Below are 26,274 nucleotides of genomic sequence, written 5' to 3'. Positions count from 1 at the left end.
ATCAGGGCCGCACCCTCGTGCCAAGCCCCTCATGCGCGCCCAAGGGCTTCAAAACGCCTTCAAAAATGATCGAGAGGGTGCGGCGAGGATGGTGACGACGGTATCTGCGCTCGATCAGCCGTTTGATGAGGCAATCGCCTTTTTTCGGGAGAAGGCAGCGATCCCGACGAAGAGCTGGCGCGATGTCTGGGATGCGGCGCATTCGAAGATGTTCATGGTCGCCGGCGCGAACACGGAGGCGCTTGTTGGTGACTTCCAGTCGTCGATTGCCAAAGCACTGGAACAGGGCACCACGCTCGAAGAATTTCGCAAGGACTTCGATCAGATCGTGAAAGGCCACGGCTGGTCCTACAAGGGCGATCGTGGCTGGCGCACCCGAACCATCTTTGAAACCAACTTGAGGACGGCTCATGCGGCCGGCCGCTTAGCGCAGCTCACGGATCCGGACACGCTCGAAGCTTTCCCAGGCTGGCAGTACAATCACTCCGGTGCACTGCATCCCCGCCTTGACCATAAGAGCTGGAACGGCACTGTTCTTGCCGCTACCGATCCAGCCTGGAAAACAATGTATCCGCCAAACGGCTTTGGATGCGGTTGCTTCGTCACACCCGTTTCGATGCCGGCACTCCGTCGCCTGGGCAAGAAAGGTTTCGATTCCGCACCGGATCTCGATCAGCTCGGCACAGATCAGCCGCGTGGTGTCGACCCGTCCTTCGCCTACAATCCGGGTGAAGCGTGGTTGCGCCAAACCGCGCCTGGTCCGATAGCTGTCAGCGCCAGAGAGGCCAATGCCGCTGCTTTCGTAAACTCGGCTTTGCACGGCAAGTGGCCGGATGGAAGCTGGACGCCAGTCGGTGTCCATGCTGACGAGGTGGCGAGCGCGATCGGCGTCGAGGTTGGCACCGAACTTCGTCTTCTGGCAGACACGATCCGGACGAATGCCGGCGACAACATCGATGCCGATGCCTACGCCACGGTGCCGCGCCAGCTAGTGAAGGATGGCAAGGTCGAGGATCGCGGCGAAGGTTACTTCTCGATCTCGAAGACGGTCAACGGCGATAGCTGGCGCGCAAATGTCAAGGTCGAGCGAGACGGAACGAAATCCCGCGTCTTGTTGGCCAAGCTGATCCGCGAGGCCCGCTGATGAGCGGTGCGGCTCTCTCTTTGACATTCCAGGTGCTGGATGAAGAAGTGCGCCGGGGCTTCGACCAGCTCGGCCGCGCGATGACCAACACCACGCCATTGATGCGCGCGATCGGCGTCGGCATCGTTGGATCTACCCATATGCGCTTCGTCAGCCAGAAGTCGCCGGACGGTCAGGCGTGGCAGACGCTCAATCAGGACTATGCCGAGACCAAGCGCAATAGCCGGATCCTTACCGAGAGCGGGCGGCTGCGCGACAGCATCAATGCCCGGGCGACCAGCGACGAGGTGCGCGTCGGCACCAATGTCATCTATGGAGGCATCCATCAGCTCGGCGGAACCATCAAGCCGAAGAATGGGGAGGCACTCGTCTTCCGGATGGGCGACCGTGTGATCTTCGCCAAAAGCGTCACCTTGCCCGCGCGCCCTTACCTCGGTATATCTTCCCAAGACGAAACCATGGTCGCCGAAACGGTGTTCGGTTTCCTCGAGCGCTACGCGCGCCGATAGCTTCCCCTCATCCTGACCTATCGCCCGCCGTCGCGGGCATGATCTAGCGTCGGGCTGCATGGCAAACATTGCCCATGCGTAATTCAATTTCGACTTTCACGATCGCTCTTCAATCCGCAGGCACCGAAGTGCCTGAATGGCTGCACGTCCTTCCGTCTGGTCGCTTTACAGGTGTTGACGGGCGCGGCCCGTATTTCCTCGAAAATCCGGACGAGGTCGTCGGCCGGTTTAATTCCGAAGGCCGCAAGCTCCCGATCGACGAAAACCACTCAACCGATCTCGCCGGTAAGCAAGGCTTTTCTTCGCCAGCACGCGGCTGGATCGTTGAGATGCAGTCGAGAACAGACGGCATCTGGGCGCGCGTTGAGTGGACGCCGGCTGGGCATTCGCTGATGGGGGAGAAAGCCTACGGCTACCTCTCGCCGGTTTTCACGCATCCTCGCAAGCCACCGTTCGTCGTTCAACGGCTGCAGAGCGTGGCGCTGACGAATGACCCCAATCTGACTTCCCTGACTTCCCTTCATTCAACCTCCATGGAGAACACGATGGATCTCGAAGCGCTCCGAAAGGCCCTCGGCCTACCGGAAACCGCAGACGACGCTGCAATCATTGCGGCGGCTCATGCGGCTCACACTGCCCAGGCCGCACATACGGCGCTCTTGCCGCGCCTCGCGGAAGTCGCCGGCGTAGCAGCCACGACGGCACCTGATGCCCTGGTTACGGCTCTCCAGGCCAAGGCCACGCCGCCGGCTTCGATTGCCGCCGAGAACGCGGATCTGAAGGAGCAGGTTACCTCGCTGAACTCTCGCCTGACGGAGCTTGTCACCACAACTTCGAAAGAGCGCGCAGTCTCTGTCGTCGATGCCGCGATCAACGCGACCAAGCTCGTGCCGGCCCTTCGCGACCACTTTATTGCCCGCCACATGAAGAACCCGGCCGAGGTGGAGACCGAGATCGGCCTGATGCCGGCACTCAACGCCGGTGGCCTCGGCAATCGTCAGCCGGCCGTAACCGGTGAAACCGCAACCAGCGAAGAACTCTCGGTCGCCTCCATGATGGGTGTCGATCCGGAAGCCTTCCAAAAAGAGCACAAGGCGCTCTTCGGAAAGGGTCAGTAACATGGTGGCTACCACAGACATTCGTCGCAAGTGGCGTCCAGGTGATGCCTATGGCTACCCCGTTCTCACCGGCGTCCGCATTTTCGGCGGCACCATGATCGGTGTCACGGCAGCGATGGCCGCTGTCCCGGCCGGTCACGTCAGCGCGGTTGCGCTCGTTGGCTTTGCTGAAGAGGCGATCGACAACCGTGATGGAGCAACGGGCGACCAGATGATCAACGCCAAGAAGGGCGTCACCCTCATCCCGCTCGCTGGCGCCGTACCCGCCGACATCGGCAAGACGGTCTATGCGTCGGCCGATGACACCTTCACGCTGACGGCAGGCGCTTTGCTTGTCGCCGGCACCATCGACGCCATTGACGCCGATGGCGTCTGGCTCAAGACGCGCTAAGGGGCCAAAATGGATATCAACCTGACGAACCTGCGAGGCATCTACACCTCGCTCTCAACGATCTTCAACCAGTCGATGGCTGCAACGCCTGCCTTCTATAAATGCGTGGCCATGACGGTGCAGTCCACCACGGCTGCCAACGAATATCCACGCCTGGATGACCTGCCGGGCTTCCGCGAGTGGTTCGGCGACCGTGTTGCGCACGACATTGGTGCAGACCTCTACACGATCAAGAACCGCGACTTTGAAAAGACAATCACGATTCCGCGCAAGAAGATCGAAGACGATCAGATCGGGATTTTCTCGAACCTAGCAGCGCAGTTTGGCCAGGACGGTGCATCCTTCCCGGATAGCCTTGTCTGGCCTCTGTTCAAGAAGGGCGAGATCTCGAAGTGCTACGACGGTCAGTATTACTTCGACACCGATCACCCCGGCTACAATGAGCAGGGCGGGCAGATTTCCGTCTCGAACTACTCGGCTGGCGCGCAGCCGGCTTGGTACCTGGTCGATGACACCCAGGTGATCAAGCCCATGATCTGGCAGAGCCGCAAACCGATCAAGCTCACGCAGATGTTTGCCGAAACGGATCCGAACGTCTTCTGGCGCAACGAGTACACCTGGGGTGCGGACACACGCGGCAATTCTGGCTTTGGCCTTTGGCAGCTTGCCTACAAGTCGAAGCTGGAACTGACCGAGGCGAACTATGTGACGGCCCGTACCGCGATGCAGACCATTCGCCAGCGCGACGGTCAGATCAAAGCGATCCGCCCGACCAAGCTGCTCGTTCCTCCGACGCTCGAAACGCAGGCTCGCAAGGTCGTCGAAGCGGCCTTGATCAATGGCGGTGAGACCAACGTCTGGGCCAAGACCGCGACAGTGGAAGTCATTCCGCACCTCGCGTGATCTCCGGAGCGGCGGGCACTCTGCCCCGCCGGAAGCCGTCGCCGGCGCTCCTCCTCCCAGCCGGCGACGGGTTTTCGGAAAACGGCGCTGCCGCCGCTTTCTCAAAGCCCGCAGTCTGAAACACAAAGAGAGAACCCGAAATGTCGCAAATCCAGATCATCTGCACTTCTCCTGGCATGCGCCGCCAGGGCATCGTTCACACAGCCTCGGCCATCTATGAGGAGGGTCACTGGACCGAAACCCAGCTTCAGGCCTTCAAAGACGATCCGAGCTTCATCGTCCAGCCGGTCGGCGCGGGTGGCGTTCAGCTTTCGGGCGACGATTTCGACAGCGCCGTTGCAGCCAAGGTGTCCGAGCAGCTCGCCACGCTGCAGGACGCTCTTCAGGTCACTTTCGATACTGCCGTCGCTGAAAAGGCACGGGAGCGCATCGAGAAGATTCGGATAGACCATTCGGTCGAAGTCGATGCTCTGAAGGCAGATATCGCCGAGCTGACAGCGAAGCTCGCATCGGCCGAGGCGGACAAGAAAGCCGCCACCAAGAAATAACCCCCGAGAGCAAGGCCGCTGGGCGGGACCGGTGATTTGGCCGGTCCCGCCTGAGAGTTCCAGCGGAGAGACTACCTTCTTCAACCAAGCCTGAAAGGACTGACATGCGTGAGTTTTATGGCCTTCGAAGTATCCTGGGCACGCTTGCGGCACTTGCCTGCGCGATCCTGATCTCCGCCCCGGCATCTGCGGAAACCATTCCGCTCGATGTCGAGTGCCGGGCCGCCAACGCCTACCACTACCACCTGACCCACCTCGACTTCGCCTCCCTGGATGCGTTTGTCATGCGCGACCATGTGGCCATCCTGCCGAAGCTCGATGCTCCGAAGCCGGTCATTGCCTTTGCCGGCTTCGCACCGCTGAAGCCGGAATATGCCGAGAGCTATGCCACCAACGGCCTTTCTCTCATCGATTTGCGACGGCGTTGCTAGCCGCACTGTCCGAACTGCCTGACTTCGAGGCTGGCTTTGCGGCCAGCCTCACAACCCAACCACAGAGATCCTTTCGATGTACGCAACCGTTTCCGACATGATCGCCCGCTTCGGCGAGACCCAGATCATCCGGCTGTCCCGGCCGGAAGACCGCACGGCCGAGACGGTTGACGAAACCAAGGTCAACACCGCGCTCACCGACGCGACTGCCTTGATCGACGGCTATATTCGCGGGCGCTATCTGGTCCCGATCGTGGCTCCTCCGGCTGAGATCGTGCGGGCCACCTGCATCATCGCCCGCTATGACCTTTCCGATACCGAGCGCGCCTCACCGTCCGAGGAGATGGCCAAGGGCCGCGCCGATGTCATCAAGTGGCTTGAGAGCATTTCGAAGGAGCTGGTCAACCTCGATGTTCCGACCGCCCAGGTGACCGGCCGCGACCAGGTCGGCTCCGGCCCGCGCATCTCCGATCGCGGTCGCATGATGACCTCCGACAATTTGCGGTTTTCCTGATGACCAGTTTCGAACTCGCACCCATCCGTCGCCAGGAGCCGCTGATCAGGGGGCGGCTTAGAATGGTTTTCCCGGAACACCCGTTCACGATCGACCGCGTGCCGCAAAATCTCAGCGTAGGTGAGTTCAGGCGCGTCGTGCGAATGACACCTTTCCTCGGTCTCGCCTGGGCGGGGATGAAGCCAGACGACAGCAGTGGTCGCCAGCTCAAGGGTGACATGCAGTGGCGTCTGATCCTCATCAACCGCGTCTCAAGTGGCCTTGAAGCCCGCTTCAAAGGCGACAAGCAGGACATCGGAATGGATGCCATGACCGATGTCGGCATGGCCATTCTCCATGGTGCGAGTTTCCAGGGCGTCGGCACCACGACCGTGACACAGGTCTCCAGCCTGATCGCCGAGGGCTATGCCGACGACGATATCGCGATCTCGCAGATCGATTTCACCTTCAGCTTTGTCACCTCCCCGGCCGATTTCTCGATCACGTCCCAGGAGCTTTTTGAAGCCCTCGACATCACGTGGTCGGTGAACGGCTCGGCAGGACCCGGCGACATCAACGACAGCATCCAGCCACCACAGGAGTGATTATGGCGAAGAAGGCATATCTGGCTCCGGCCGAGGGTCGAAAGGTTCCCCAGGAAGACGGTACGCCGTGGCCGACCGAAGGAATGGAAGACCCGGAAACCCACTATACCCGCCGGCGCATGGCCGATGGCGACCTCATCGCGGTCTCAGCACCGAAGAAGACTGAAGGAGAGAAGTAATGGATTTCAACGAAATCCCCGTCGATCGCCTCGAACCGGCCGTCCTGGTCGAGATCCGGGCGAACTATCGCACCGCCGGCATCTTTGCCTATCCGGACAAGGCGCTGATCGTTGGCCAGAAGCTCGCCGCCGGCATACTCGCTGCCGGCCAGATGGTGCAGATCACCCGTGCCGAAGAAGGCATCGGCTATTTCGGTCGGGGTTCGATCGGTGCCGAACAGGTCGCCGCCTTCAAGAAGGCCAACCGATACACGCCGCTTTATGTCATGGCTCTGCCCGACGCCGGCGGTGCCGTGAAGGCCACCGGCACATTCACGTTCGTCGGTGCGGTTGCGGCAGCGAGCACCATCCGCTTCAAGATCGGCGGCCGTCAGGTGCGGATCACGGCTTTGACGACCGACACGCCGACAACGCTTGCCGCCAAACTGGTGGCTGCAATCACGGCTGATCTCGACATGGTCGCCACGGCTGCTGCTGTCGCCGGCGTCGTGACCGTCACCTCGCGTCACGGTGGCGAGGTCGGCAACGAAATCGACCTGCGCGTCGATACGAAGAACGAGCCCATCCCGGCCGGCCTGACGATCACGGTTGTTGCCATGTCTGGCGGCTCCGGCAATCCGCTCCTCCAGGCGGCACTGGACGTGGTCGCCAACACCTGGATCACCAAGCTGACCTTCCCCTGGAACGACGCCACCAACATGGCGGCTGCGGCGGAGTGGCTTCGCGTTCGCTACCTTGCAACCTCGAAGCTCGATTGCCATGCCTTCGTCTGCAAGCGCGGCACGTTCGGCGAGCTGGGCACATTCGGCGCTCTGACCAACAATGCTTTCCTCACCTGCGGTGGTCTCAAGAAGAGCGCGACCTCGTCCTGGGCTATTGCAGCCTCGATGATGGGCATCGCGGTCTTCCACCTTAACAATGACCCGGCGCGCCAGCTTCGCTCGCTGGTTCTTCCCGGCGTCGAAGCGCCCGATCCGGTCGACCAGTTCATCGACAGCGAAAACGATCTCCTGCTTCGCACCGGCATCACGACGTTCAATTGCCTGTCGGACGGTTCGGTCTCGATCAGCCGTATGATCACCACCTACAAGACAACCAGCCTCGGCACCGCCGATCGCGCCTGGCTGGACATCATGGTGCCGGCGACCATGAGCCGTATCCGCTACGACTGGTCCACCTATGTGAGCCTGATGTATCCGCGTTCGAAGCTCATAGATGACGACAGTGACGCTGCCTTTGTCTCCCGCTTCGACAATGATGCGGATCCCGGCACAGCTGTCGTCTCGCCGAAACGCATGCACGCCTCATGGGCCGGCCGCTGCAAGCTCTATGGCGAGAAGGTCTGGATCGAGGATGTCACCCGCACGGTCAAGGAAAGCTCCTTCGCCCGATCGACGGATGATCGCAATCGTCTGGAAGGCCGCCCGCAGGTGCAGATCGTCGGCAATCTGATGGTCTTTGCCCAGGCGCTGGAATTCCAGGTCTAACCCCTCACTCGAAAGGAACAACCGATGACACAGGTACTGGGCATCGTTGATATCGTCTGGCGGGGGCGCACGCTCTCCGTCGAGAAAGGCGCGTCGTACCGCCCTGGCGGCATGAAAAACAACCCCGTCACCTTCGGCCGCAAGGTCGGACGGGCGGAGGAATTCCAGGGAGCCGAGGCCAAGGCGGTCATCAATCTCGAACGCGGTCAGCGCTGGGGCAACACTTGGGACACCGGCGAAGGCGAATTGCAGGTGGTCTGCGATACCGGCCAGACCTTCGTCCACTACGACGCCTTTCTCTCCGGTGACGTTCCGACGATCACCGGCGGCGAAGGCGGCAAGATTGAGCTGACCTGGTCGGCCAGCGCTGGCGAGGAGATTGTAGCGTAATGGTGGTCAAGAACATGAACATCGATCTGGATGAAGATCTGGAAACGGTTGTGGTGGAAAACCAGAGTACGACCATCGTGGACGAAGGCGGCAATAGCGACACCGTTGTCATCGACGAAGACGGCGGCGACGAAATGGACAAGCTGCCCAAGCGCGCGAAGGTCAATGACGACGGCAGCGTTACCCTGCCTCTCCTGGAAACCGTGACCATTACCACCAAGAAGGATGGCAAGGTCCGTGATCGCGTCTACGACAGCCTGACCTTCCACCGGCTGAAGGGCGCGGACATCCAGGCGATCGCGAATGCGGGCAAGGAAAAGGATACCGTGGTCACCTTCGGCCGCTCGACCCGCATCATGCAAGCCATGATGAACGCCATCTTCGACAAGCTCGATGCGGCCGACATCGTTGATGGGGGCAAGATCATCAACCATTTTTTGAACAGTGGCCGGAAAACTGGCCGATAATCTTCGGTGCCCTTGCCGATGGCACGGGCTTTACCGCCGCCGAGCTGGAGGACTTTGAACCCTCCCGCGCCTTGTTCTGGTGGAACTGCGTGATGGCTTGGCGAAAACAGGTTGCTGACCTTCAGAAACAAAACTGAGGCATGCCCGCTTCGGCGGGCATGATCACGTTTGCGCGCGCGCGATAGCGTCGGCCACCTCCAATCGGGAAGTGGTCATGTCCTCTCGCAATATGAACCTTGATGTCATCGTGCGCATGCGAGACCTGTTGTCGGGTCCGCTGCGCCGGCTGCGCTCGTCGCTCGAAGGCATCGCTTCCTTTTCCCGCAAGATTGGCATTCTTGGTGCGGCCGTCGCCGGCATCAGCTTCCTCGGCCCCATCGACCAGGCGGCGGCGTTTCAGCAGAAGATGCTCGATATCGCCGGCACGATGGAGCTGACGCGAGAAGCTGCCTTCAATTTCGCAGATCAGGCCAAGACTGAATACGAGGATCTGGCGCTGGCGATCGGGCAATATTCCGACACGGTCGCCACGGGTGCCGGCGAAATGATCGCGTCCGGCGTCAGCAAGGAACTCATCGACAAGTCCATCGGCGATATCGGCCGGTCAGCGACTGCCGCCAATGCCGAGTTCGCCGACATGACATCGGTCGCGACCTCCCTGCTGCAGACCTTGCGCGTTCCGGCCGAGCAGCTCGACGACAGTCTCGGCGCGCTGGTGACGGCCGGCAAGCTCGGCTCCTTCGAACTGAAGGACATGGCGAAGTACTTCCCGACACTGACCAGCCAGATGGCAAAGTTCGGCGTGACCGGCCGCGAGGCGGTCAACTTCCTCGGTGCTGCCTTGCAGATCGCACGCAAGGGAACGTCGGACCCGGCCGAGGCAGCAAACAACCTGAAGAACTTCCTCGCCAAGATCCTCGCACCCGCGACGATCAAGAACTTCAAGGATGCCGGCGTCGATATCGAGGCCGTCATGCGCGATGCGGCGCTGAAGGGCATCAATCCGATCGAAGCCGTCGTTCAGAAAATCTCCAAGCTCACCGGCATGTCCGGAAAGGACATCGATGGGCTGATGAAGAAGGCCAAGGCCAACGGCCTGGAGGGTGCCGACGCGCTCGGCTATGTGCGCGAGCAGCTCGAAAAGATCTACGGCGCCGGAAAGCTCGGCGAGATCTTCGGCGATATGCAGGTCATGGACTTCCTCATCCCGATGCTCGGCAATCTCGATGAGTACAAGCGGATCAAGGAAGATGTGGCCAAGGCCACCGGCGCTGTCATCGATGCGGACTTTGAGACCCAGATGGCCGGCCTCAATCGGCAGATGATCACCTTCAAGGAAACCGGTGCCCAGGCTGTCCGCGAAGTCGGCCTCGCCTTCGGCACATGGATGCCGCAGATCAACGAACACCTTATGGCGGGCATCAAATGGTTGCGCGAGCTGGACAAGGAAACCGGCGGCATGGTGCGCCAGACGCTCGCCTTTGCCGGGGTGGCACTTCTCCTGGTCGCGGCATTGGGAGCCCTTGGTGTCGTGCTGCCGATCCTTGGTGCCGGCATGTCGGCGCTCGCCATGCCCTTTATCGGCACGGGCCGCGCGGCCTTTGCTGTCAGCCGATATTTCTGGGGCGCTGCCCGCAGTGCCATCGCGCTGCAGGCCGCACTGGCGGCAATGGAAGGTGCAAGGTTCGGCGGGCTTGCGCGCCTGGCTGTCGGCCTTCGGGGCGTGGCCATGGCCGTTCCCGGTGTCTCGACACTGGTCGGGGTCTTCTCGGCGATCGGCTCGGCCGTCGCCACGGTGACATGGCCGATCTGGGCACTGATTGCCGCAATCGCGGCTGTCGGCCTTGCGATCTACAATTACTGGGAGCCGATCAAGAACTTCGTCCAGGGCTTTGCCTCGGTCATCGGTAGCGCGATCGGCGAGCTGACTGCCGGCATCGCGGAGATCGGGGCGGTATTCGCCAACGCGCATCTCGATGCCGCCAAGGATCTGGCGACGATGCTGGGCTTCGACGATGCTGGGCTTCGACGATGCGCAGATCGCAGCAGTGCTTGCCAAGGTGAAGGGTCTGGCAGACCAGATCGTCGGTTTCATCAAAGCCATTCCCGGCATGGTCGGCAACTTCCTGTCCGACATCTTCACCATGAACGATTACTCGGCCGAAGCCGAGGCGTCCTTCAGGACTGCCGGCGAGCGTGCCGGTCGGGCAATGGTCGATGCAATCAAGGCCGTGGTCGATGAGATCATCAGCTTCTTCAGCGGACTTGGTCAGCGCATCCTGGATGCCATCGGCAAAATTGATCTGAGTGGCCTGATCAGCTGGCCGTCTCTGCCAGCCTGGATGGGCGGCGGCGGCACTCCGGCGAATCCCGAAGCCGCCAACCAGGGCATGATGCCGCCGCAGGGCGCTGCACCGCAAACCCTCAACGTGAATGCCGAAACCACCGTCAAGGTCGAGGGTCCGGGCAAGGTCACCGAAACAAACACCAGTGTGTCGTCGCCGTCGCCGAATATCAACACCGGCCGTGCCGTGGGTAGGCGCTGATGATCCTCGATAGCCTCGACACACTGCCCGGCCTACTGCCTGGATCCTATCGCGGCCGGACCTTGCATTTCCTCGACACGTCCACCGAAGTCGGCCGGCGTGTCCTGGAGTATCTTTTTCCGGGTGTCGATGCCGCCGCCTACGACGATTTCGGTGTGCTGCCGGCCTACATCACGATCGATGCGCTGATCATTGGCGACGACTACAAGGCACAGGTGAAGTCGCTTCAAAGGGCCTTTGAGACGGCAGGACCAGGACAGCTTATCCATCCCTGGCTTGGCCCGATGTCGGTCATCCTGGAAGAGCCGGCCAGCATCGCTTTTTCCTCGAAAGAGCTTCGGGTCGCACGCATCAATGTGCGGGTGAAGCGGGTTCGGGCCGGTTCTGGTCTTTCATCCGTCGTGTCCGGATTGACCGACAGCATCGCCGGCCTGTCTTCAGCTGCTGAACTGCTGACGGCCCTGGTCGGAACGAAGGTTCTTTCATCTGTTCGCACAGCGGCCGTCAATCGATCAGCACGCGTGGTCACGTCGATCGTCAGCAACATGACCGCGCCGGCCGACAGTCTGAAGCTTCTACCGCAGATCCGCTCGGCGCTTGCGGCAACTGTCCCAGGCACACCCGCTGCCTTTGATGCCTGGATCAAGACCGCGAGGGATATCCTCAATGCAGTTGTGGTTGAACCGGCCGTTGCGCCCATGTCGACGGCAGCGCCTCAGCCCACGGCAGAGGCACGGATCAGCGTTGCCAGTACACTCGCGCAAGGCTTGAACCTTGCTGCCTCGTCGGCACCATCCGACACCGACGCGGCACTCTTTATATATGCATCGGCCCGGATGCTGGCGGCCGCTGCCCAGCAGTCCGCCTATGCCCAGTTCGAATCTCGACGGGACGCGGCAGGCTACAGGTCCATGATGACGGCAGCGCTTGGCACTCTGGTCGATCGCGCCGAAGATCTTGGTGCGGAGACCTATCAGTCGGCTTCTTCCGATCTCATCCGAGCCGCGCGCCGTGTCTCGGCCGCTCTTGTGATCGACATCAACGAAGTGATCGGACGCCTTCCCGACGTGCTGACCTTCTCGGCCGACAACGACCAGGACGCATGGCAGGTGGCCCAGCATATCGCGGGCGATGCGCCGGAGCGGATCGAGGATGTCTATCTCGACATCGTTGCCCGCAATCGTCCAAGACATCCCGCGATCATCGAGAGCGGCACGATCGAAGCGCTGGAGATCCGCTGATGGCCAAGAGCATCAAGCTGACCATTGACGGCGTTGCCTATGACCAGTGGCTGTCTGGCGAGGTTACGCGAGACCTGAAGGATTTTGCCGGTGCCTTCAGTTTCACGTTCAGGGATCCCGAGCGCTCGATGAACGCGCTGCCTTTTGCGTCCAACGCGGCCGTCCGCAAACTGAAGCCGGGGCCTTCCGTCGAGATCAAGATCGGCCGACGCTTGGTGCTCAAAGGCGCGATCGAGCGTGTAGAGGCAGAAGCCAGCGAACGACAGACCTCGATCACGATCAGCGGCCGCGACATGACCGGCGACCTGATCGATGGTGCTGCCATGGCAGACGAGGCCGAGTTCAAGAATGTGAAGCTTGAGGAAGCGGCGGCGCGCGTTGCCAAGCCCTATGGCCTGTCGGTGCGCACCGAGATCGACACCGGCGAACCGTTCCAGCGCTACAGCCTCGACCTTGCTGAAACCGGCTTCTCGGCGATCGAGAAGGGCGCGCGCTCCCGCCACGCGCTGGTGCTGTCGGACGGCGTCGGCGGCATCGTGATCACCCGCACCGGCCAGACCAGAGCGCCGGCCGAGCTGCGCTTTCCCGGCAATGTCCTGTTCTCAAGAGGAACCTTCAGCCACGAAGGGCGCTACAGCGAAACCATCGTGCGCGGCCAGGGCGAGAAGGCCGGCAAGCAGCGTGGCGCTGCCGCACTGGACGCCACTGCCGAGCCGATCGGCGCGGACGATCGCGAGGATGGAGATGGTTCTGCGACCGAAAAGGAGCGCAAGGGCACAGTTGCCACCGGCCGCAGCAAGGATGACGAAATCACCCGCCATCGCCCGATCGTCTATCTGGCCCGCTCAAAGGCCGACAACGTGTCAGCCCAGGACGAGGCCGACTGGTTCAACCGGACGGCCCGTGCGGAGGGCGAGGAGTTCACCCACACGGTGAAAGGCCACGAGGCGAGCGGCCAGCTCTGGACGGTCAACCAGATCGCATCGGTCTCCGATGCCTTCCTCGATGTCGATCGGGATCTGTTGATCTCGCGCGTCGTCTACCGCGAAGACAGCGCCGGCATTGCGACCGATCTGACCTATCAAAGCCCGGAAGCCTTCGACAAGGAACCAGTAGGAAATCGCCGAAAGAACAAGTCCAGCAAGTCGAAAGCCAAGGCGTCCGGCAAGCTCGACGGAACGGCGTCTGCCCTATGAGCAAGGAAACTGACGACAAACTCCGGGGCATGGCACGCCGCGTCACGGTCAAGGACATCAAGGACGATGGCGAAACCCAGACGGCCTCGATCGAGGTGGCCGACGGGATCTGGCGCACCGATGTCGAGGTAATGCAGCAATATGGCGTCTCGACCAGTGCGCCGGAGGATGGCGCTGTTGCCATCGCCCTGGCAGTTGGGGGGCGATGAAGGCGACATGGTCTTGCTTCAGATTGCCAATCCGTCGAAGCGCCTGGGCGGCCTCAGTCCGAAAGACGCCGCGCTCTACAATGCGGGTGGCGACCTGATCGTTGTCCGTGCGTCAGGGGGGATCGAGGTCAAGGCAGCGTCTTCCTTTACCTGCACGATTGGCGGTCTGACGTTTACGATCACTAATGCCGGCGTTGACATCGATGGCGGTTACCTGAAGGTGAATGGCGTTCGCGTTGATGATACGCATACCCATGGCGGGATCGTCGAAGGCAGCGGTTTCACCGAGGTTCCGGTTAGCTGATGCCGCCAGCCTAGGCGGGCATGATCAGGCCCCCGCGCGCGCGATAGCTTCGCGCCATGTTTTGCGATCTCGCCATCAACTATGATCCGGAAGCCCGCCGCTGCGACCTCACGCTCGGCGACGACTTCGATCTTGTGCTCGATCTCACCCCGATCCCGGCCATCATCATGTCAGTTGGCCTCGATCGCCGTGCCGATCCGGATGATCCCCTGCCGGAAGGCCGATCGCAGTTTCTAGCTCCTTCCAACTTTTCCGAGCGCCGGGGCGCGATCGGCGATGCCTTCGACCCGAATGGTGAGCTGACCGGATCCAAACTCTGGCTGCTCGACCGCGCCAAGCAGACCGAGACCACGCGGCTGCTCTGTGAAGCATGGCTTGAAGAGGCCTTGAGCTGGATTGAAGCAGAGACAGGCCAGCCAGCCGAGATTGAGGTCGAGTGGGTCCGTGCCGGCGTGCTGGGCTACCGTGTGATGGTCGAGGATACGAGTGTCTCCCTGACCAGAAGGGTGGCGGACTGATGCCCTGGATCATCCCACGTGCGAAATCCATCTTCGAGCGCATCGCATCCGCCCTTGAGGGCAATATCCTTGTCCTCAGGCCAGATGCTGACCCGCGCAAGGTTTCGCTAGCCGTGCGTTCGAAATCGGGTGTCTTCTCCCAGATCCTGCGCGCTGTTGCGCCGGAGATCCGCGAGGTTCACGACCATCAGGCCTGGTGGGCTCGCCAGTACATGCCCGACAGTGCCGACGACGAAACATACATTCGCCGGCATTCATCGGTCTGGGGTGTCGATGGGCGTCCGGCAATCCTCGCAGTCGGCTCGGTGCTGATCGAGGGAGTGCCGACCACGGCGCTGCCGTCCGGTATCGCGCTATCCGCCGGCAATGGCCAGCTCTACGAGACGACGGCTGCAGCCACTATCGGCCCAGGCGGAACCATCGTCGTTTCGGCGGTCGCTACCACTGCCGGCCTTGCCGGCAATCTGGAGGCAGGCATCAGGCTCTCCACCGTGGTCGCTTATCCAGAAATCACGAAAGTGACCGTATCGACGGCCTTTGCCGGTGGAGCCGATGAACTCACGCCGGATGAGCTGAAGGCGGCATATCTTGAGCGCATCCGCAATCCGCCGCATGGCGGCGCTGCCGGTGACTATCCGGTTTGGGTGAAGGAAGTTGCCGACGCTTTGGCAGTGAAGGTCATTCCTGAATGGATTGGGCGCGGATCGGTTGGCGTTGTCGTCGTGATGAAGGACGAGGACGGCGCGGCGCGTGTGCCAACCGAAGACGAAATCGAGACAATGCAGACCCACCTCGGCCCGCAATCCAGCGCGACAGGTGTGCGTCCGGTTACCGCGAAAGCTATTGTTATCCCGGCCGAGCTGGAGGCCGTGCCTTTGTCCGTTCGTCTGCGTCCGGACACGGCAGCGACCCGCCTTGCCGTGACCGAAGCCTTTACCCGCTACATCGCCACGATCGGCGACGATGACGACAGTCAAAATGACAGCCCGATCGGCGCGCTGATCGAATACAGCCGGATTTCCGAAGCGATCTCGGCCGCCAGCGGCGAATATGCCCATGACCTGGTCGTGCCGGCCGCAAGCTACACGCTCGCAAGCACACATCAGCCGGTTCCAGGCGTCATTACATGGGTGCCGGCATGAGCCGCACCGTCGATGCTATCACCGCAAGCCTGATCCGAAAGTTTGCCACCGGCTGGGGCCTGGGCAAGCGCGGCGGAGTGAGAGACAGCCTGTTCAAGGCCATCGCAGCCGCACTCGCAGACGTCGAGCAGGGCGCAGAAGATCTGATGCGCGAGACGGATCCTCGCAGTGCCAATGCGCTGCTCACCGACTTCGAGCGCTGCCTTGGGCCGGACCCTTGCGGCCGTGACCAGGGCAACCTGAATGTGGATCAGCGCCGCCGTCTGGCACATCAGCGCTGGACTGCTCGTGGTGGCCAGTCGATCCCTTACTTCGTCTCGCTGGCCGCGCGCCTCGGCGTCGCAATAACGGTCGAAGAATACTGGCCGTCACGGGCTGGCGGGCTTCGCGCTGGCCAGCGGTTGCGTCCGGAGGGATGCCAGTTCGTATGGAAGGTCAACATCCCTGGTCTCGTTTCCGTCGTGAACTTCAAGGCCGGCGCCAGCCGTGCCGGACACAGCCTCGGATCTTTTGCCGTCTCTTCGATCGAGTGTGAAATCCGGCGCTTAAAGCCGGCTCATACTACCGTTGTCTTTTCATATGGAGGATCCTGATGGATCGAGTTAATGGCGCTGGCACCATCGATATCGGCGGCGGTCGTCGCGGTTTCATCGACGAAGATCTCGAAGTCGGTCAGGAGGGAACCGAGGTAACGGCACTCTGGCTCAATATGGCCCAGGAGGAAGTGATCAAAGTTATCGAGGCAGCTGGGCTGGTGCTCGATCCGGGAGATTGGACCCAGTTGTATCAGGCACTGCAACTGATGGGTCTTTCCTTCGGGAGCCGGACTCGTCGGTGGACCTCTGTAATCTCTATGACGCTGTCCTCGGCACCTGGCGCACCGGTGGCCGGTGATACCTATCTCATCCCGACCGGTGCTACGGGCATATGGGCGACCAACGTCGGCAAGATCGCCGAGTGGAACGGTTCCGCCTGGGCTTACACAACGACACCTGACGGGCATGGCGTCAGCTTGCCGGACGGGCGCGTCTTCGAACGAGTAGCCGGCGCATACGTCGAGAAACTCGCGCTCGACGCGCAGTCTGGAAAGTGGACCTACTCCACAGCCGGTGGAACAGCAAACGCTCTGACAGCGACCTTCACCCCGGCTCTTGCGGCGCTGACGGTTGGGATGACCATCCGATTGAACGTCATCAATGCAAACACCGCAACCCTCGCAACCCTCAACGTCAATGGACTCGGCGCGATCAGCATCTACCGTCCCTTTGAGAATTCGCTCTCACCGGGAGATATCGGCGTTGGCATCAACGAGTTCAATTATGATGGGACTTACTGGCGCCTCACATCCCCGGCGAATGTGGTTTCTGGCTCCCCGGCTTCGCGCTGGACGAAGCTCGGTAACGGACTGATTATGCAGTGGGGAACGGTTGCTACGTCAGCGTCTGCAGTCGTAACAGTAACCTTCCCAGTCACGTTCCCAACAGTAGTCGGCTCCCTTGTGGTGTCTGATCAAAGTGCGCCGGTTCAGGCATCTCAGGTCGCCGTTTTTGGCGTTGGCAACATCACGACCAGCACCTTCCAATGCATATCTACCAACAACTTTTCGACTGCGGTTGCCGACTTTGGCTATTGGATAGCGATGGGGTATTGAGATGATTAATGGGTACTACTATTCCCCTTCTACAGGTGGGTTTTATCACTCCCGCGTCAATTCTGACATTCCAACTGATGTCGTCGCGATAACGGATACCGAACATGATGCGTTACTTTCCGCGCAGAATGGCGGTGCCCAAATCACTGCCGGTGACAGCGGCCTCCCGCAGGCCCGTGTACCTACGGTCGATCTTGCGAAACTGAAAGCCTCCCTTACGCTCGCAATTGACAATGCTGCCGAGAAAGAGCGGCTGAAGTACATTACCATGGGAGCGGGGCAGGCAATGACCTACCAGCAAAAAGCCGACGAAGCTTTAAGGTTCATCGCGGCAGCGACACCTTTGGCAAGTGACTATCCGCTGCTTTCCGCAGAGGTCGGGATTACTGCGGCCGACATAGCTGGCGTCGCCGCTGTCGTTAACATTGCGCACAAGCAATGGCTGGTCATTGGTGCCAAGATCGAAGCGGTTCGTCTGGGCGCGAAGGTCAACATCACGGCAGCAGTCGATGCACACGCGGCCATGGTAGCGTTTGAGGACATCAACTGGCCTTGATGCGCCTCCCATTGCGGATAGCGCTTATTGCGGTGTGCCTATGGCATGGGATAAGGCACACAAACGAACAGCATGCGGGATTGGGACAGAATGGTCCGGCTTAACAGCATTCAGGCACTCAGGGCCATAGCTGCGATTGTGGTGGTGATCTACCACTTCAACGCTGTGGAAATATACCTTGGGGACAAGGTCGAGACACCATTTTTTTCGCTGCTGTATTTTTTCGGGTATGGCGGTGTGAATCTTTTCTTTGTGATCTCAGGCTTCATCATAACTTGGGTTCATCATCGTGAACTAGGTGATCGAACACGCGCTGCATCCTATCTTCGGAAGCGGCTCGTCCGTCTCTTCCCGGTCTACTGGGTGGTCTGGATTGCTGCCGCCTGGATCAGTTACAGCCTATTGAAGGATGACTATTGCGTCGATACCGGTGCATTCTGGCATCTTTTCCAGTCTGCTTTTTTGGTTCAGACCAATCTTGTGATCCCAGACATACACAATTGCTTCGTGCCACAGGCATGGAGCCTCTCCTGGGAGCTACTATTTTATTGTTCATTTCTGCTCTTCTTTTTTGTGAGACGGGAGGTGTTTGCACCGGTCCTCATTCTTTGGACGTGCTCCATCTTGGGGGGTCACGCCCTCGACCTCCCTTTTCTGGAACAGTTGGCCATCTTCAGCCCTCTGAACCTACAGTTCATCGGAGGATGCGTCGTCGGTGTGTTAGCCCTTCGCCACGAAACTAGATTCGCAGTGCCGTCCCTGGTGCTCGGACTCGCTTGGGTTGCCGTTTCAATCGCCTTGAACGCGACCGGCCGGTTGAGTGTCGACCTCGATTGGCACCGTGTCATCGAATTTGGATTTGCTTCCATCTTCATTGTCTACGGAATGGTGGCTCTGGAGATGAAGATGGGAGAACGTAACTTTCCACCATGGCTGATTGAACTCGGAAACGCCTCATACTCGATCTACCTGACCCACTTGGCTACCTTCCTCGCCCTGCGTCGATTGTTGGCTGACATGCCGCACACGATTGGAGTTCACGCAATCTATGCCGCGTTGCTGATATTGGCAGCGATTCTGATTGGCTGGCTTGTGTATCGGTACGTCGAGGCCCCGATCCTGGCAGCCTTCAGGGGAGTGAGTAACAATTCCCAAAGCTTCGGCTATGTCGCCGCCTGCTTGCTACTGACAATTGCCGGTGGAGCAGTTCTCACGCGCTCCTATGACCAGATCATCCCGACCGCATTTGCATTCGACAGCAACAACGGCAGTCTCGAGCAGGCCGGGCCGAACACTATCCTGAATCTGAACGGTGTTCGGCTTTCGGTGACTGATGAGCGGCAAGGCTGGGTTTCCAAAGTCAGGGCAACCGGCGAATTATTAGAGATCGGCGGCTGGGCGCTGGACCGGGTCCGCAATCGGACTGCGTTGTCGGTCCTTGTGTTTGTCGATGGCAAGCTTGTCCAAGCGCAGGCGCCGATGCATCAATTCCGTGCTGTAGAAGACGGCGTTACGTTTTTTGATGGCCACCGACCTGGTTTCCGCTTTACATTGCCCGACGCTGTCGGACGCGACGTGAGGGTGTTCGCCTTGCTGCCGGACAACAGGGTTGGGGAACTTTATTATCCACCGGATTTCCCACCTCGGTAGCTGGTCTTCGCCAGTAAAATCGACGGTCCCATGTTGATGTGGCAGGTGAAGTTTTACCCGCCGGGCGGGTAGTTGGAGTGTTCCCAATGCCGACACCGAATGACATAATTGTTGAGGGACTGGAGCGCGCACTCAACGAAGGGAAGGCAGAAGTCTACGACATGTCCAATGTAAGTTCCCTGATCGAATGGGGTTGCATTGAGGGCAAATGCCATGAGAATGCGAGTAGATATGTTGCTAGTTTCGTCGGTGCTACGCTTGTCGAAGGATGGCTACGCATCCACCCCAACCGTTGGGTGAAGCACTCGATGGTCAGAACAGCCGAAGGTTCCTTGGTTGACGTTACTTTGAAGAACGGGACTGCGCCGCAGTTCGTCATCCACAGCGCCGTGGCCCACCTCTGCGCCGTGTCTTTTGAGGCAATGCACGATGAACTACTAATCTTTTTCGATATTCCGGCAGCCGTAAACTGTCTTCAAGAGTATGCTGAAGACACTGCGACGACGCGTTCGGAATTTTTGTAATTCCGGATCAGCGTGTCGAAGTTCCGATTTCGCGCAGCAAGCTGCACCGAGACGACCTGAGATTGGCGTTATAGCGGCAGCTCAACGGAGCTGGCCAAATGCAAGGTAGAGGACAGGAGCGTTATCGTGCGTGGATGAGCGATAAGAACGCTTCGCTCACCTCCAACGGAACAACTGCCGGAAGTTCCCGCAAAATTAGTTCGATCATGTGGTTTGTTAGCTTCCCGGATCCGCCTCGTGTCAAACTATCGAAAACCGGAAACGCTCTCGCCACATCGCTCTCCAACTTGTGCGCATTCATCCGGAGATATCGATCGTCGATTTGAAGCGTTAGGCCGCCACAGTATCTGCATTCGACGCATTTTTCAGGAGCGGAACCCAGAACCCTTTCAGTGACCTTATCGGCGGTTGACTGGCATATGGTCGGATCAAGTCGCCACAGATCCGTGAAACTGGTGCTCTCATCGAAGCCGTAGTAATCGGTGACGTCGGGATGCTTCCTATAGATCGCCAAGGCTATGATTAGGGGATCCAGTATTAGGTTTTCTAAGGCGTATCGGCGGCCAGGAGCGAGTACTTTGACCCTGTCGGTGGGGATGTTTTTTAAGTCCCAGTCAATTAACCCGAAAGCTGTTTTGTTCCCTGCGTCAACAAGGCTCCGCACAATGCGCTGAACGTTGTCTCTACTGCTATTGTCGTGCTTGGAGCCGGTCGCGATGAATTGCAAGGATATCGGCGACTTCAGCGTGGGACGAAGTATTTGATAAAGCTGATCCAAGTTGTTTGCTTCGACAGGACTCTCCGCGAAGACCTGACGACGATCTTCTAGGGCCACGGATAAGGTAGGCACGCCAGAGACTAGATCTGCAATCGCTTCTGATTTCGCTACAGGTTGAGGGCCAGAGACTCCCTTCTTCATCACGTAAACGGTATCTCCAGGAAAAAGGGCGACCGTAGACGGGGAGTGTGTCGTAGCAATAACGTGCATGTGAAAGTGCCTGACAAGGACCGTATCGATGATATCCAAGTAGATCTTGACCATTGCGGGATGCAAAGGTGCGTCGACCTCATCTAGCAAAACCAACTTCGATGGCTCGATGTTTTCGCTAGTATTCCCGACCTGGTACCCGCACAGTGCCAGATTGAGTATAACCCGCTCTCCAGTCGACATTGCGTCAGGAGGAAACACTGCTCCATCTTGAGTGGTCATCACTGGAATGTATTCATCGAATTCCGTGGGGGATGGGCTCGCGATGGTAGCGTCAACGCCGAGCTGGCGTAAGGTGTCGTTTACTACCTTCCAAGGAGCCGGTCCGTATCGCTCATTGAACGCGTCCGGTGTAAGGGGCAGTTCGGTTTCCTCTCCTTCCTCCTGTTGCAATCGCCTCATTAGATTTAGGAGCTGAAGATTGCGGTATCGTGTGAACAGTGGTCCGATTGAAGACCGAAAGAAGGGCGTGGGATCTAGGGCTTTATGAGTTATGTCCTCTTCGCTTAATAGAAAATACGGCAGGCCTAACCTGCCCTCCGCATTTCCGATTAGGCCATTGCCGAAATCAGGTCCTGTGTTGGGCTCAATGGTTTCCTTTGGGACAGCCTTAGCCTGCAGGTCTGACAGCAGTAGCAAAATTTCTGTCTCCGGTCCCTCGATCACCGGATGCCGCGCAATTACCGATTTTTCACGCGAATGGTAATGCGCACGAATCGTGATTTTTTTGAGCTCATCGGTGTCCAGTCCTCGCGATCGCCCCCATGCAACCCACTCTTCACGGATTTGCTTGAAAGTAAGTGCTACTTTTCTACCTATGCGCTCGCGTCGAGCCAGGCCATTGAAGTCATCCGTTCCTCTCTGAGACAAATGTCCCGAAAAACTTTCAGCTGTGAAGAGAGCGATCGGTGTCCGGTATTCAGGAGCTGGACTTCCGAAGCGATCTGATGGAACCGGGGAGACGTCGTTGAAGATAGAACCTGAGGAAATACCGGATAAAAGTTGACTTTTACCGCTGCCATTCAGGCCGGTGACCAGGGTGAAGGTGGGAAGGTTGGCTTCGAAGGGTGACAGGGACGCGCATTTCTTTGACAATGTCAGCTTCATGATGGCCGGCCCACAAGATTGAATGTTTCGCCTAACCTACATTCTATTGAGTGCGCTTGCCATATGTACTCCGGCAGGGGACGACCTCCGATCTGGCATGCAGAAGATGTCACGATGGCGAGCTTCAAGCCGCATCTGGTCGGGTCGAACAGTTCTTTGAGGAACGTCAGTTTGACATATAGTTGCAAAAAGTGGTTTTTGCAGTTTGAGCTGTCAAAATTGCAAATTCGCGCGGCAAGCTACACCCGGTAAGCCATTGCGAAATATCGACTTAGCAGTGGAGAAAAATGGTACGGTTGGGGGGTCTCGAACCTCCGACCTCAGGTGCCACAAACCTGCGCTCTAACCAACTGAGCTACAACCGCACATGACTGCGTCGCTGACGCCGTCGAGGGGTCACATACGAGCAGACGGAATCTTTTTCAAGCCTTTTCTGCATCGAATGTGAAAAGGCCCGGGTATGCGAAAAAGGCTGGGGGATGTGAAAAGGGCCGGGCATCACTGCCCGGCCCTTCAGAATTATTTCAAGCGATGAAATCGCCCGATCGGCTGGATCAGGCGGCCTTGAAGGTCGACATGACCTTTTCGGCGGCGTCCTTGCCCGGCTTGGTCACGGTTTCGGCGACCTTCTTGGCGGTTTCCTGGATCGACTTGGCCTGTTCGACCGTCACTTCCGCCTGCTTGCGGATGAAGGAGGTCTGCAGTTCGACGAGTTCGGCAACCGACTTGACGCCGAGCAGCGCTTCCATGTGCGAGAGCGACATTTCGGCATTGGTGCGCAGCGCGTCGATGGCCTTGAGGCCGATCTCGACAGTGCCGGCCTGGGCGGTCTGCACGGTGGCTTCGACGGTCTTGGTTGCTTCTTCGGTCGCGGTCTTCAGCTTGGCGTAAGCGTCCTTCGACTGGGCGGCGCCCTTTTCGGCGAAGTCACGCAGGCTTTCCTGCATCTTGGACGGATCGAAGGCGGTGAAAGAGAAGATATCCTTGGTCATAATCGCATTTCCTCATCTGGTGGGGTTTTTGCGGACCCCTCTTTTGCACTGATATTGCTTATATAGCACCTTCGATGGTGCATTGCAATATTATTGTGCACTGCAATATGAAATTTTCCGTGCGAACATGCCTACGGATTAACCTTACCTTCCGAAACAAAACCGCGTTGCTGGACCCGGGGGGCCTCGCTAGCTATTAAAAATCTGTTAATTTGTGCCTGAAGGCAATGGAAACGACAGGTCCGCTGATGCCAGCTCAATACCCATTCATCGATGTCGCCGTGAACGACAAGATCCGCCCGCGGCTTTCGCGCGGCGAAGCGCTGATGGTGTTTTCGCCGAAGCTGGAACGGGTATTGTGGACCAATGGCGCCGGCGCGCGCTTCTTCGGCAGCGCCTCGATCTATGATTTTCTCGAGGAAGGGCCGAACCGCAGCGATGTGACGTTTCGCCAGATCGAGGCGGCAGCGCGGCAACTGGCAAAGACCGGCGACAGCCGCAACCTGATGCTGCGCATCACATCGGGCTTCCAGAAGGTGCCGGTGACGGCGGTGGCCGAACTTGTCGAGATCAGACGCGGCGAGCCGGTCGTGCTGGTGGCGATCCCGCCGATCGGCAAGCCATCAAGCCTCGTCGATCTGGCGCAGGAACTGATGGCCGGCTTCGACGATCCCGACACGCATATGGCAGTGTTCGACGGCGACGGCCACGTCGTGGCCTCGTCCAGCCAGTTCGCCGCTCTCGGCATTACACCGCATACGGCCCGGACTCTGGTCAAGCTGACATCGAGCGAGAGCGACCGTCTGGTCAAGCGGCCGATCCCGACAGGCCGTGGCTATCTGCCGGCGGCGATCGGCAAGATCTCGGACGCGCCGGCGCTGCATCTGCTGTTTGCCGTCGAGACCATTCTCGGCCAGATGGACCCGAGCGCCGATTTTGCCGAGCCTGCCGCACAAGTGGAGGTTAGGCCGGTAGAGGTGGCGCAAGCAGCGATCGTGGAAGCAGCAGTCGTGCAGGCTGCCGTCGTCGAAGAGACGGTGGTGGAGCAATTTACCGCTCCCGAGCCCGCCCCGGCGCAGCCGGTCACCGCGGTGCCTGCCGTGGAAGAGACGTCTGCAGAAGAGATTGCCGCGGAAGCGACTGCCGGCGACATGCCTTCCAACTCGATGCCTTCCAACTCGATGCCTGCCATCGACGAAGCCGTCGCACCGGAGCCTGTGGCGATCGCCGAAGACATGGCCAGCCCAGCGGCATTCGAACCGGTTGCGGCGACGTCCTTCGTGGATGCCGAAATGCCAGCGCAAGACAGCGCCACGGACATCGGCGCAGAAACCGCCCGCGCCGAGGCCATCGATGCGCTGCCTGCGGCCGCCGACACGGGCGGCTTTGCCTCGGCACCCTTCGACAGCGTGATTGCCGCGATCGGCACGATCGAGGAAATCGAGGTCTCGGCCGAGGAAATCGAAGCCGACGCGCTTGGCTCCGTCGAGAGCTATGGTGATGAACTGTCCGGCGACGTTGCGACGCCCGCCGAAGTGACGACCGCTGATGATGTTGTTGGCGATGTTATTGGCGATGCGGCATCCGACATGCCTGCCGATGAAATCGAGGCTGAAGGCTACGCCCAGGCCGAGGCCGTCGTGGACGATGTTGGCGAGGGTGTTGCTGAGGATCTGGCGGAGCCGCTGATCGGTGACGAGGCTGCCGGCATGGCAAGCGACGCGGAAAGCGATGTGGAAAGCGACGTGGAAAGCGACGTGGAAAGCAACACGGTAAGCGAAACCGAAGTCGGCATCGAAGTCGAAGCGGCAGACGCGCCGCCGGTCGCTCTGGCGACCGAGATCGCGGCGGACGACGCGTCGCGTGAAGAAGCAGCCTTTGCGGAAGCCGTCGAAACGGCAGAGCATTCCGGCGCCCTTGCGTCGAACGACACGGTCTTCGTACCTTCACCGGCGGATCTGCCGGGCGGGCCGATTGCGGCCGAACCGGTGCCCGCCGACACGAGCGAGCCCCCGGTCGTCGCGACCGAAGACCCGCAAAACTCGCAAGTCTCGCAAGACGGTCCCTTCGTCTTCTCGCGTGCGCGCCGCGCCTCGCGTTTTGTCTGGAAGATCGATGCCGAGGGCCGCTTCAGCGAGGTGTCGGGCGAATTCGCCGAGGCCGTCGGCCCACATGCGGCCGATATCAACGGCGTAGCCTTTTCCGATCTCGCCGCCCTGTTCAATCTCGACCCCGACGGCAAGATCGGCGAATTGCTGAAAAAGCGCGACACCTGGTCCGGCAAGACGATCTACTGGCCGGCCGAAGGTACCAGCCTGATGGTTCCCGTCGATCTGGCCGCCCTGCCGACCTATACGCGCAATCGCGATTTCGACGGCTTCCGCGGCTTCGGCATCGTGCGCGTCGGCGATGCGGTCGAGGACCCGCATGCCACCGGCCTGACCTTCGTGCCGCAGCCACCCGAGGCCGCAATCGTTGCGGATGCGCCGGCGGTGTTTGCGAGCGCTGCCCCTGAAACGACCGTTGAGGAAGAGGAAGACGAGGACGAGTTCCGCGCCTACCAGTTCGAAGACGAGACGCCGGAATTTCTCGAAACGCAGGCCGAAGCGCTCGATGAGGCCCCGGCAGAGTTCACGGAAGCCGAGGCGGCTGACGACGCGGTTGAGGAACTGGCGAAGGCCGGCGACATCGATGGCGGCGCGCCCGAGGATCATATTGCGGACGACCGTCAGACCGGAGACACGGCAAACGAGGTGATTGAGCCTGATACCGATGCCGATGCCGAGGACCTGACAAAGCCGCTCAGCCTGATCCCGTCGGCTCCGTTCCGATCCGTCGAGCCGCCGGTGCTGCGCATCATGGAGCCGGTTCGCCCGGTCGCCAGACCGCAGAAAATCGTCCAGCTGGAAGAGCACCGCACGCGCAACCGTGACGGCCTTTCTCCCGGCGAACAGGCCGCATTCCGCGAGATCGGCCGCAAGCTCG

General features: G+C 59.9%; 28 protein-coding genes, 1 tRNA gene and 1 pseudogene. 27 read left to right on the top strand and 3 right to left on the bottom strand.

The window, feature by feature from the left end; genetic code table 11:
- The first annotated feature begins 88 nt into the window (after positions 1 to 88).
- The 26 genes from PDO_RS12930 (at position 89) to PDO_RS12810 (ending at position 20,202) form a co-directional block, all read left to right on the top strand.
- Positions 89 to 1,144, top strand: a complete 1,056-nt coding sequence (locus PDO_RS12930; protein WP_007602273.1) for a phage head morphogenesis protein — start codon at positions 89 to 91, stop codon at positions 1,142 to 1,144.
- Entirely contained in the window at positions 1,144 to 1,653 is a 510-nt protein-coding gene (locus PDO_RS12925; protein WP_007602271.1) for a phage virion morphogenesis protein, read from the top strand. The genes PDO_RS12930 and PDO_RS12925 overlap by 1 nt, the downstream gene beginning before the upstream one ends.
- 74 nt (positions 1,654 to 1,727) lie before the next feature.
- The gene (locus PDO_RS26740) at positions 1,728 to 2,771 is read left to right on the top strand and encodes a phage protease (RefSeq protein WP_052023450.1); all 1,044 of its coding nucleotides are present in this window, start codon (positions 1,728 to 1,730) and stop codon (positions 2,769 to 2,771) included.
- Position 2,772: 1 nt separating this feature from the next.
- The gene (locus tag PDO_RS12915; protein WP_007602267.1) at positions 2,773 to 3,162 is read left to right on the top strand and encodes a hypothetical protein; all 390 of its coding nucleotides are present in this window, start codon (positions 2,773 to 2,775) and stop codon (positions 3,160 to 3,162) included.
- Positions 3,163 to 3,171: 9 nt separating this feature from the next.
- Complete coding sequence (locus PDO_RS12910) at positions 3,172 to 4,065, top strand: Mu-like prophage major head subunit gpT family protein (RefSeq protein ID WP_007602265.1); 894 nt, start codon at positions 3,172 to 3,174, stop codon at positions 4,063 to 4,065.
- A gap of 140 nt (positions 4,066 to 4,205) precedes the next feature.
- Positions 4,206 to 4,613, top strand: a complete 408-nt coding sequence (locus PDO_RS12900; RefSeq protein WP_007602263.1) for a hypothetical protein — start codon at positions 4,206 to 4,208, stop codon at positions 4,611 to 4,613.
- A gap of 104 nt (positions 4,614 to 4,717) precedes the next feature.
- The gene (locus PDO_RS12895) at positions 4,718 to 5,044 is read left to right on the top strand and encodes a hypothetical protein (protein WP_007602261.1); all 327 of its coding nucleotides are present in this window, start codon (positions 4,718 to 4,720) and stop codon (positions 5,042 to 5,044) included.
- 76 nt (positions 5,045 to 5,120) lie between these two features.
- Positions 5,121 to 5,558 (top strand): gp436 family protein, encoded by a 438-nt coding sequence (locus PDO_RS12890; protein WP_007602259.1) that lies wholly within the window; start codon positions 5,121 to 5,123, stop codon positions 5,556 to 5,558.
- Complete coding sequence (locus PDO_RS12885) at positions 5,558 to 6,142, top strand: hypothetical protein (RefSeq protein ID WP_007602257.1); 585 nt, start codon at positions 5,558 to 5,560, stop codon at positions 6,140 to 6,142. The genes PDO_RS12890 and PDO_RS12885 overlap by 1 nt, the downstream gene beginning before the upstream one ends.
- Positions 6,143 to 6,144: 2 nt before the next feature.
- Entirely contained in the window at positions 6,145 to 6,321 is a 177-nt protein-coding gene (locus PDO_RS27195) for a DUF2635 domain-containing protein (protein WP_007602256.1), read from the top strand.
- Positions 6,321 to 7,808: a Mu tail sheath family protein gene (locus tag PDO_RS12880; protein WP_007602254.1), complete on the top strand. Its 1,488-nt coding sequence runs from the start codon at positions 6,321 to 6,323 to the stop codon at positions 7,806 to 7,808. Before PDO_RS27195 ends, PDO_RS12880 begins: the two co-directional genes overlap by 1 nt.
- Positions 7,809 to 7,832: 24 nt before the next feature.
- Positions 7,833 to 8,198, top strand: a complete 366-nt coding sequence (locus tag PDO_RS12875) for a phage tail tube protein (protein ID WP_007602252.1) — start codon at positions 7,833 to 7,835, stop codon at positions 8,196 to 8,198.
- On the top strand, positions 8,198 to 8,665 hold the full coding sequence (locus tag PDO_RS12870) for a hypothetical protein (protein ID WP_007602249.1): 468 nt from the start codon (positions 8,198 to 8,200) through the stop codon (positions 8,663 to 8,665). The genes PDO_RS12875 and PDO_RS12870 overlap by 1 nt, the downstream gene beginning before the upstream one ends.
- A gap of 214 nt (positions 8,666 to 8,879) precedes the next feature.
- Entirely contained in the window at positions 8,880 to 10,907 is a 2,028-nt protein-coding gene (locus tag PDO_RS12865) for a phage tail tape measure protein (RefSeq protein ID WP_007602247.1), read from the top strand.
- Positions 10,876 to 11,211 (top strand): hypothetical protein, encoded by a 336-nt coding sequence (locus tag PDO_RS28340; RefSeq protein ID WP_037073880.1) that lies wholly within the window; start codon positions 10,876 to 10,878, stop codon positions 11,209 to 11,211. Before PDO_RS12865 ends, PDO_RS28340 begins: the two co-directional genes overlap by 32 nt.
- Positions 11,211 to 12,452 carry a DNA circularization N-terminal domain-containing protein gene (locus PDO_RS12855; protein ID WP_007602245.1) on the top strand — a complete coding sequence of 414 codons (1,242 nt, stop codon included), beginning with the start codon at positions 11,211 to 11,213 and terminating at the stop codon, positions 12,450 to 12,452. Before PDO_RS28340 ends, PDO_RS12855 begins: the two co-directional genes overlap by 1 nt.
- A complete protein-coding gene (locus PDO_RS12850; protein WP_007602243.1) occupies positions 12,452 to 13,648 on the top strand; it encodes a phage baseplate assembly protein in 1,197 nt (398 codons plus the stop codon). The genes PDO_RS12855 and PDO_RS12850 overlap by 1 nt, the downstream gene beginning before the upstream one ends.
- On the top strand, positions 13,645 to 13,857 hold the full coding sequence (locus PDO_RS26735; RefSeq protein ID WP_007602241.1) for a phage baseplate assembly protein domain-containing protein: 213 nt from the start codon (positions 13,645 to 13,647) through the stop codon (positions 13,855 to 13,857). Before PDO_RS12850 ends, PDO_RS26735 begins: the two co-directional genes overlap by 4 nt.
- Positions 13,858 to 13,864: 7 nt before the next feature.
- On the top strand, positions 13,865 to 14,161 hold the full coding sequence (locus PDO_RS26730; protein ID WP_141649900.1) for a hypothetical protein: 297 nt from the start codon (positions 13,865 to 13,867) through the stop codon (positions 14,159 to 14,161).
- Positions 14,162 to 14,217: 56 nt separating this feature from the next.
- Complete coding sequence (locus tag PDO_RS12840; RefSeq protein WP_007602237.1) at positions 14,218 to 14,679, top strand: phage GP46 family protein; 462 nt, start codon at positions 14,218 to 14,220, stop codon at positions 14,677 to 14,679.
- Complete coding sequence (locus PDO_RS12835) at positions 14,679 to 15,821, top strand: baseplate J/gp47 family protein (RefSeq protein ID WP_007602235.1); 1,143 nt, start codon at positions 14,679 to 14,681, stop codon at positions 15,819 to 15,821. Before PDO_RS12840 ends, PDO_RS12835 begins: the two co-directional genes overlap by 1 nt.
- The gene (locus PDO_RS12830) at positions 15,806 to 16,414 is read left to right on the top strand and encodes a YmfQ family protein (protein ID WP_007602232.1); all 609 of its coding nucleotides are present in this window, start codon (positions 15,806 to 15,808) and stop codon (positions 16,412 to 16,414) included. Before PDO_RS12835 ends, PDO_RS12830 begins: the two co-directional genes overlap by 16 nt.
- Positions 16,414 to 17,472: a gp53-like domain-containing protein gene (locus PDO_RS26725; protein WP_007602230.1), complete on the top strand. Its 1,059-nt coding sequence runs from the start codon at positions 16,414 to 16,416 to the stop codon at positions 17,470 to 17,472. The genes PDO_RS12830 and PDO_RS26725 overlap by 1 nt, the downstream gene beginning before the upstream one ends.
- A 1-nt stretch (position 17,473) precedes the next feature.
- Positions 17,474 to 18,028 (top strand): hypothetical protein, encoded by a 555-nt coding sequence (locus PDO_RS12820; protein ID WP_007602229.1) that lies wholly within the window; start codon positions 17,474 to 17,476, stop codon positions 18,026 to 18,028.
- A 90-nt stretch (positions 18,029 to 18,118) separates the two neighbouring features.
- Positions 18,119 to 19,678: an acyltransferase family protein gene (locus tag PDO_RS12815; protein WP_007602228.1), complete on the top strand. Its 1,560-nt coding sequence runs from the start codon at positions 18,119 to 18,121 to the stop codon at positions 19,676 to 19,678.
- Between the two features lie 86 nt (positions 19,679 to 19,764).
- Positions 19,765 to 20,202 (top strand): hypothetical protein, encoded by a 438-nt coding sequence (locus PDO_RS12810; protein ID WP_007602227.1) that lies wholly within the window; start codon positions 19,765 to 19,767, stop codon positions 20,200 to 20,202.
- A 121-nt stretch (positions 20,203 to 20,323) separates the two neighbouring features.
- On the opposite strand, the gene PDO_RS12805 is transcribed toward PDO_RS12810, so the two are convergent.
- The 3 genes from PDO_RS12805 to PDO_RS12795 all read right to left on the bottom strand — a co-directional run bounded on the left by PDO_RS12805 (position 20,324) and on the right by PDO_RS12795 (position 23,289).
- Positions 20,324 to 22,297, bottom strand: coding sequence for an ATP-binding protein (locus PDO_RS12805; RefSeq protein WP_007602226.1), 1,974 nt, complete (start codon positions 22,295 to 22,297; stop codon positions 20,324 to 20,326).
- A 288-nt stretch (positions 22,298 to 22,585) separates the two neighbouring features.
- A tRNA-His gene (locus PDO_RS12800) sits at positions 22,586 to 22,662 on the bottom strand.
- Between the two features lie 189 nt (positions 22,663 to 22,851).
- Positions 22,852 to 23,289, bottom strand: coding sequence for a phasin (locus tag PDO_RS12795; protein WP_007602225.1), 438 nt, complete (start codon positions 23,287 to 23,289; stop codon positions 22,852 to 22,854).
- Positions 23,290 to 23,537: 248 nt separating this feature from the next.
- On the opposite strand from PDO_RS12795, the pseudogene PDO_RS29265 reads away from it, so the two are divergent.
- Positions 23,538 to 26,274: pseudogene (locus PDO_RS29265) on the top strand (hypothetical protein); the annotation flags it as partial.

The sequence above is a fragment of the Rhizobium sp. PDO1-076 genome (assembly GCF_000247475.1).
GTDB lineage: Bacteria > Pseudomonadota > Alphaproteobacteria > Rhizobiales > Rhizobiaceae > Allorhizobium.
The sequence above is the reverse complement of the archived record's forward strand: the minus strand, read 5'-3'. Positions and strand labels throughout refer to the sequence as shown.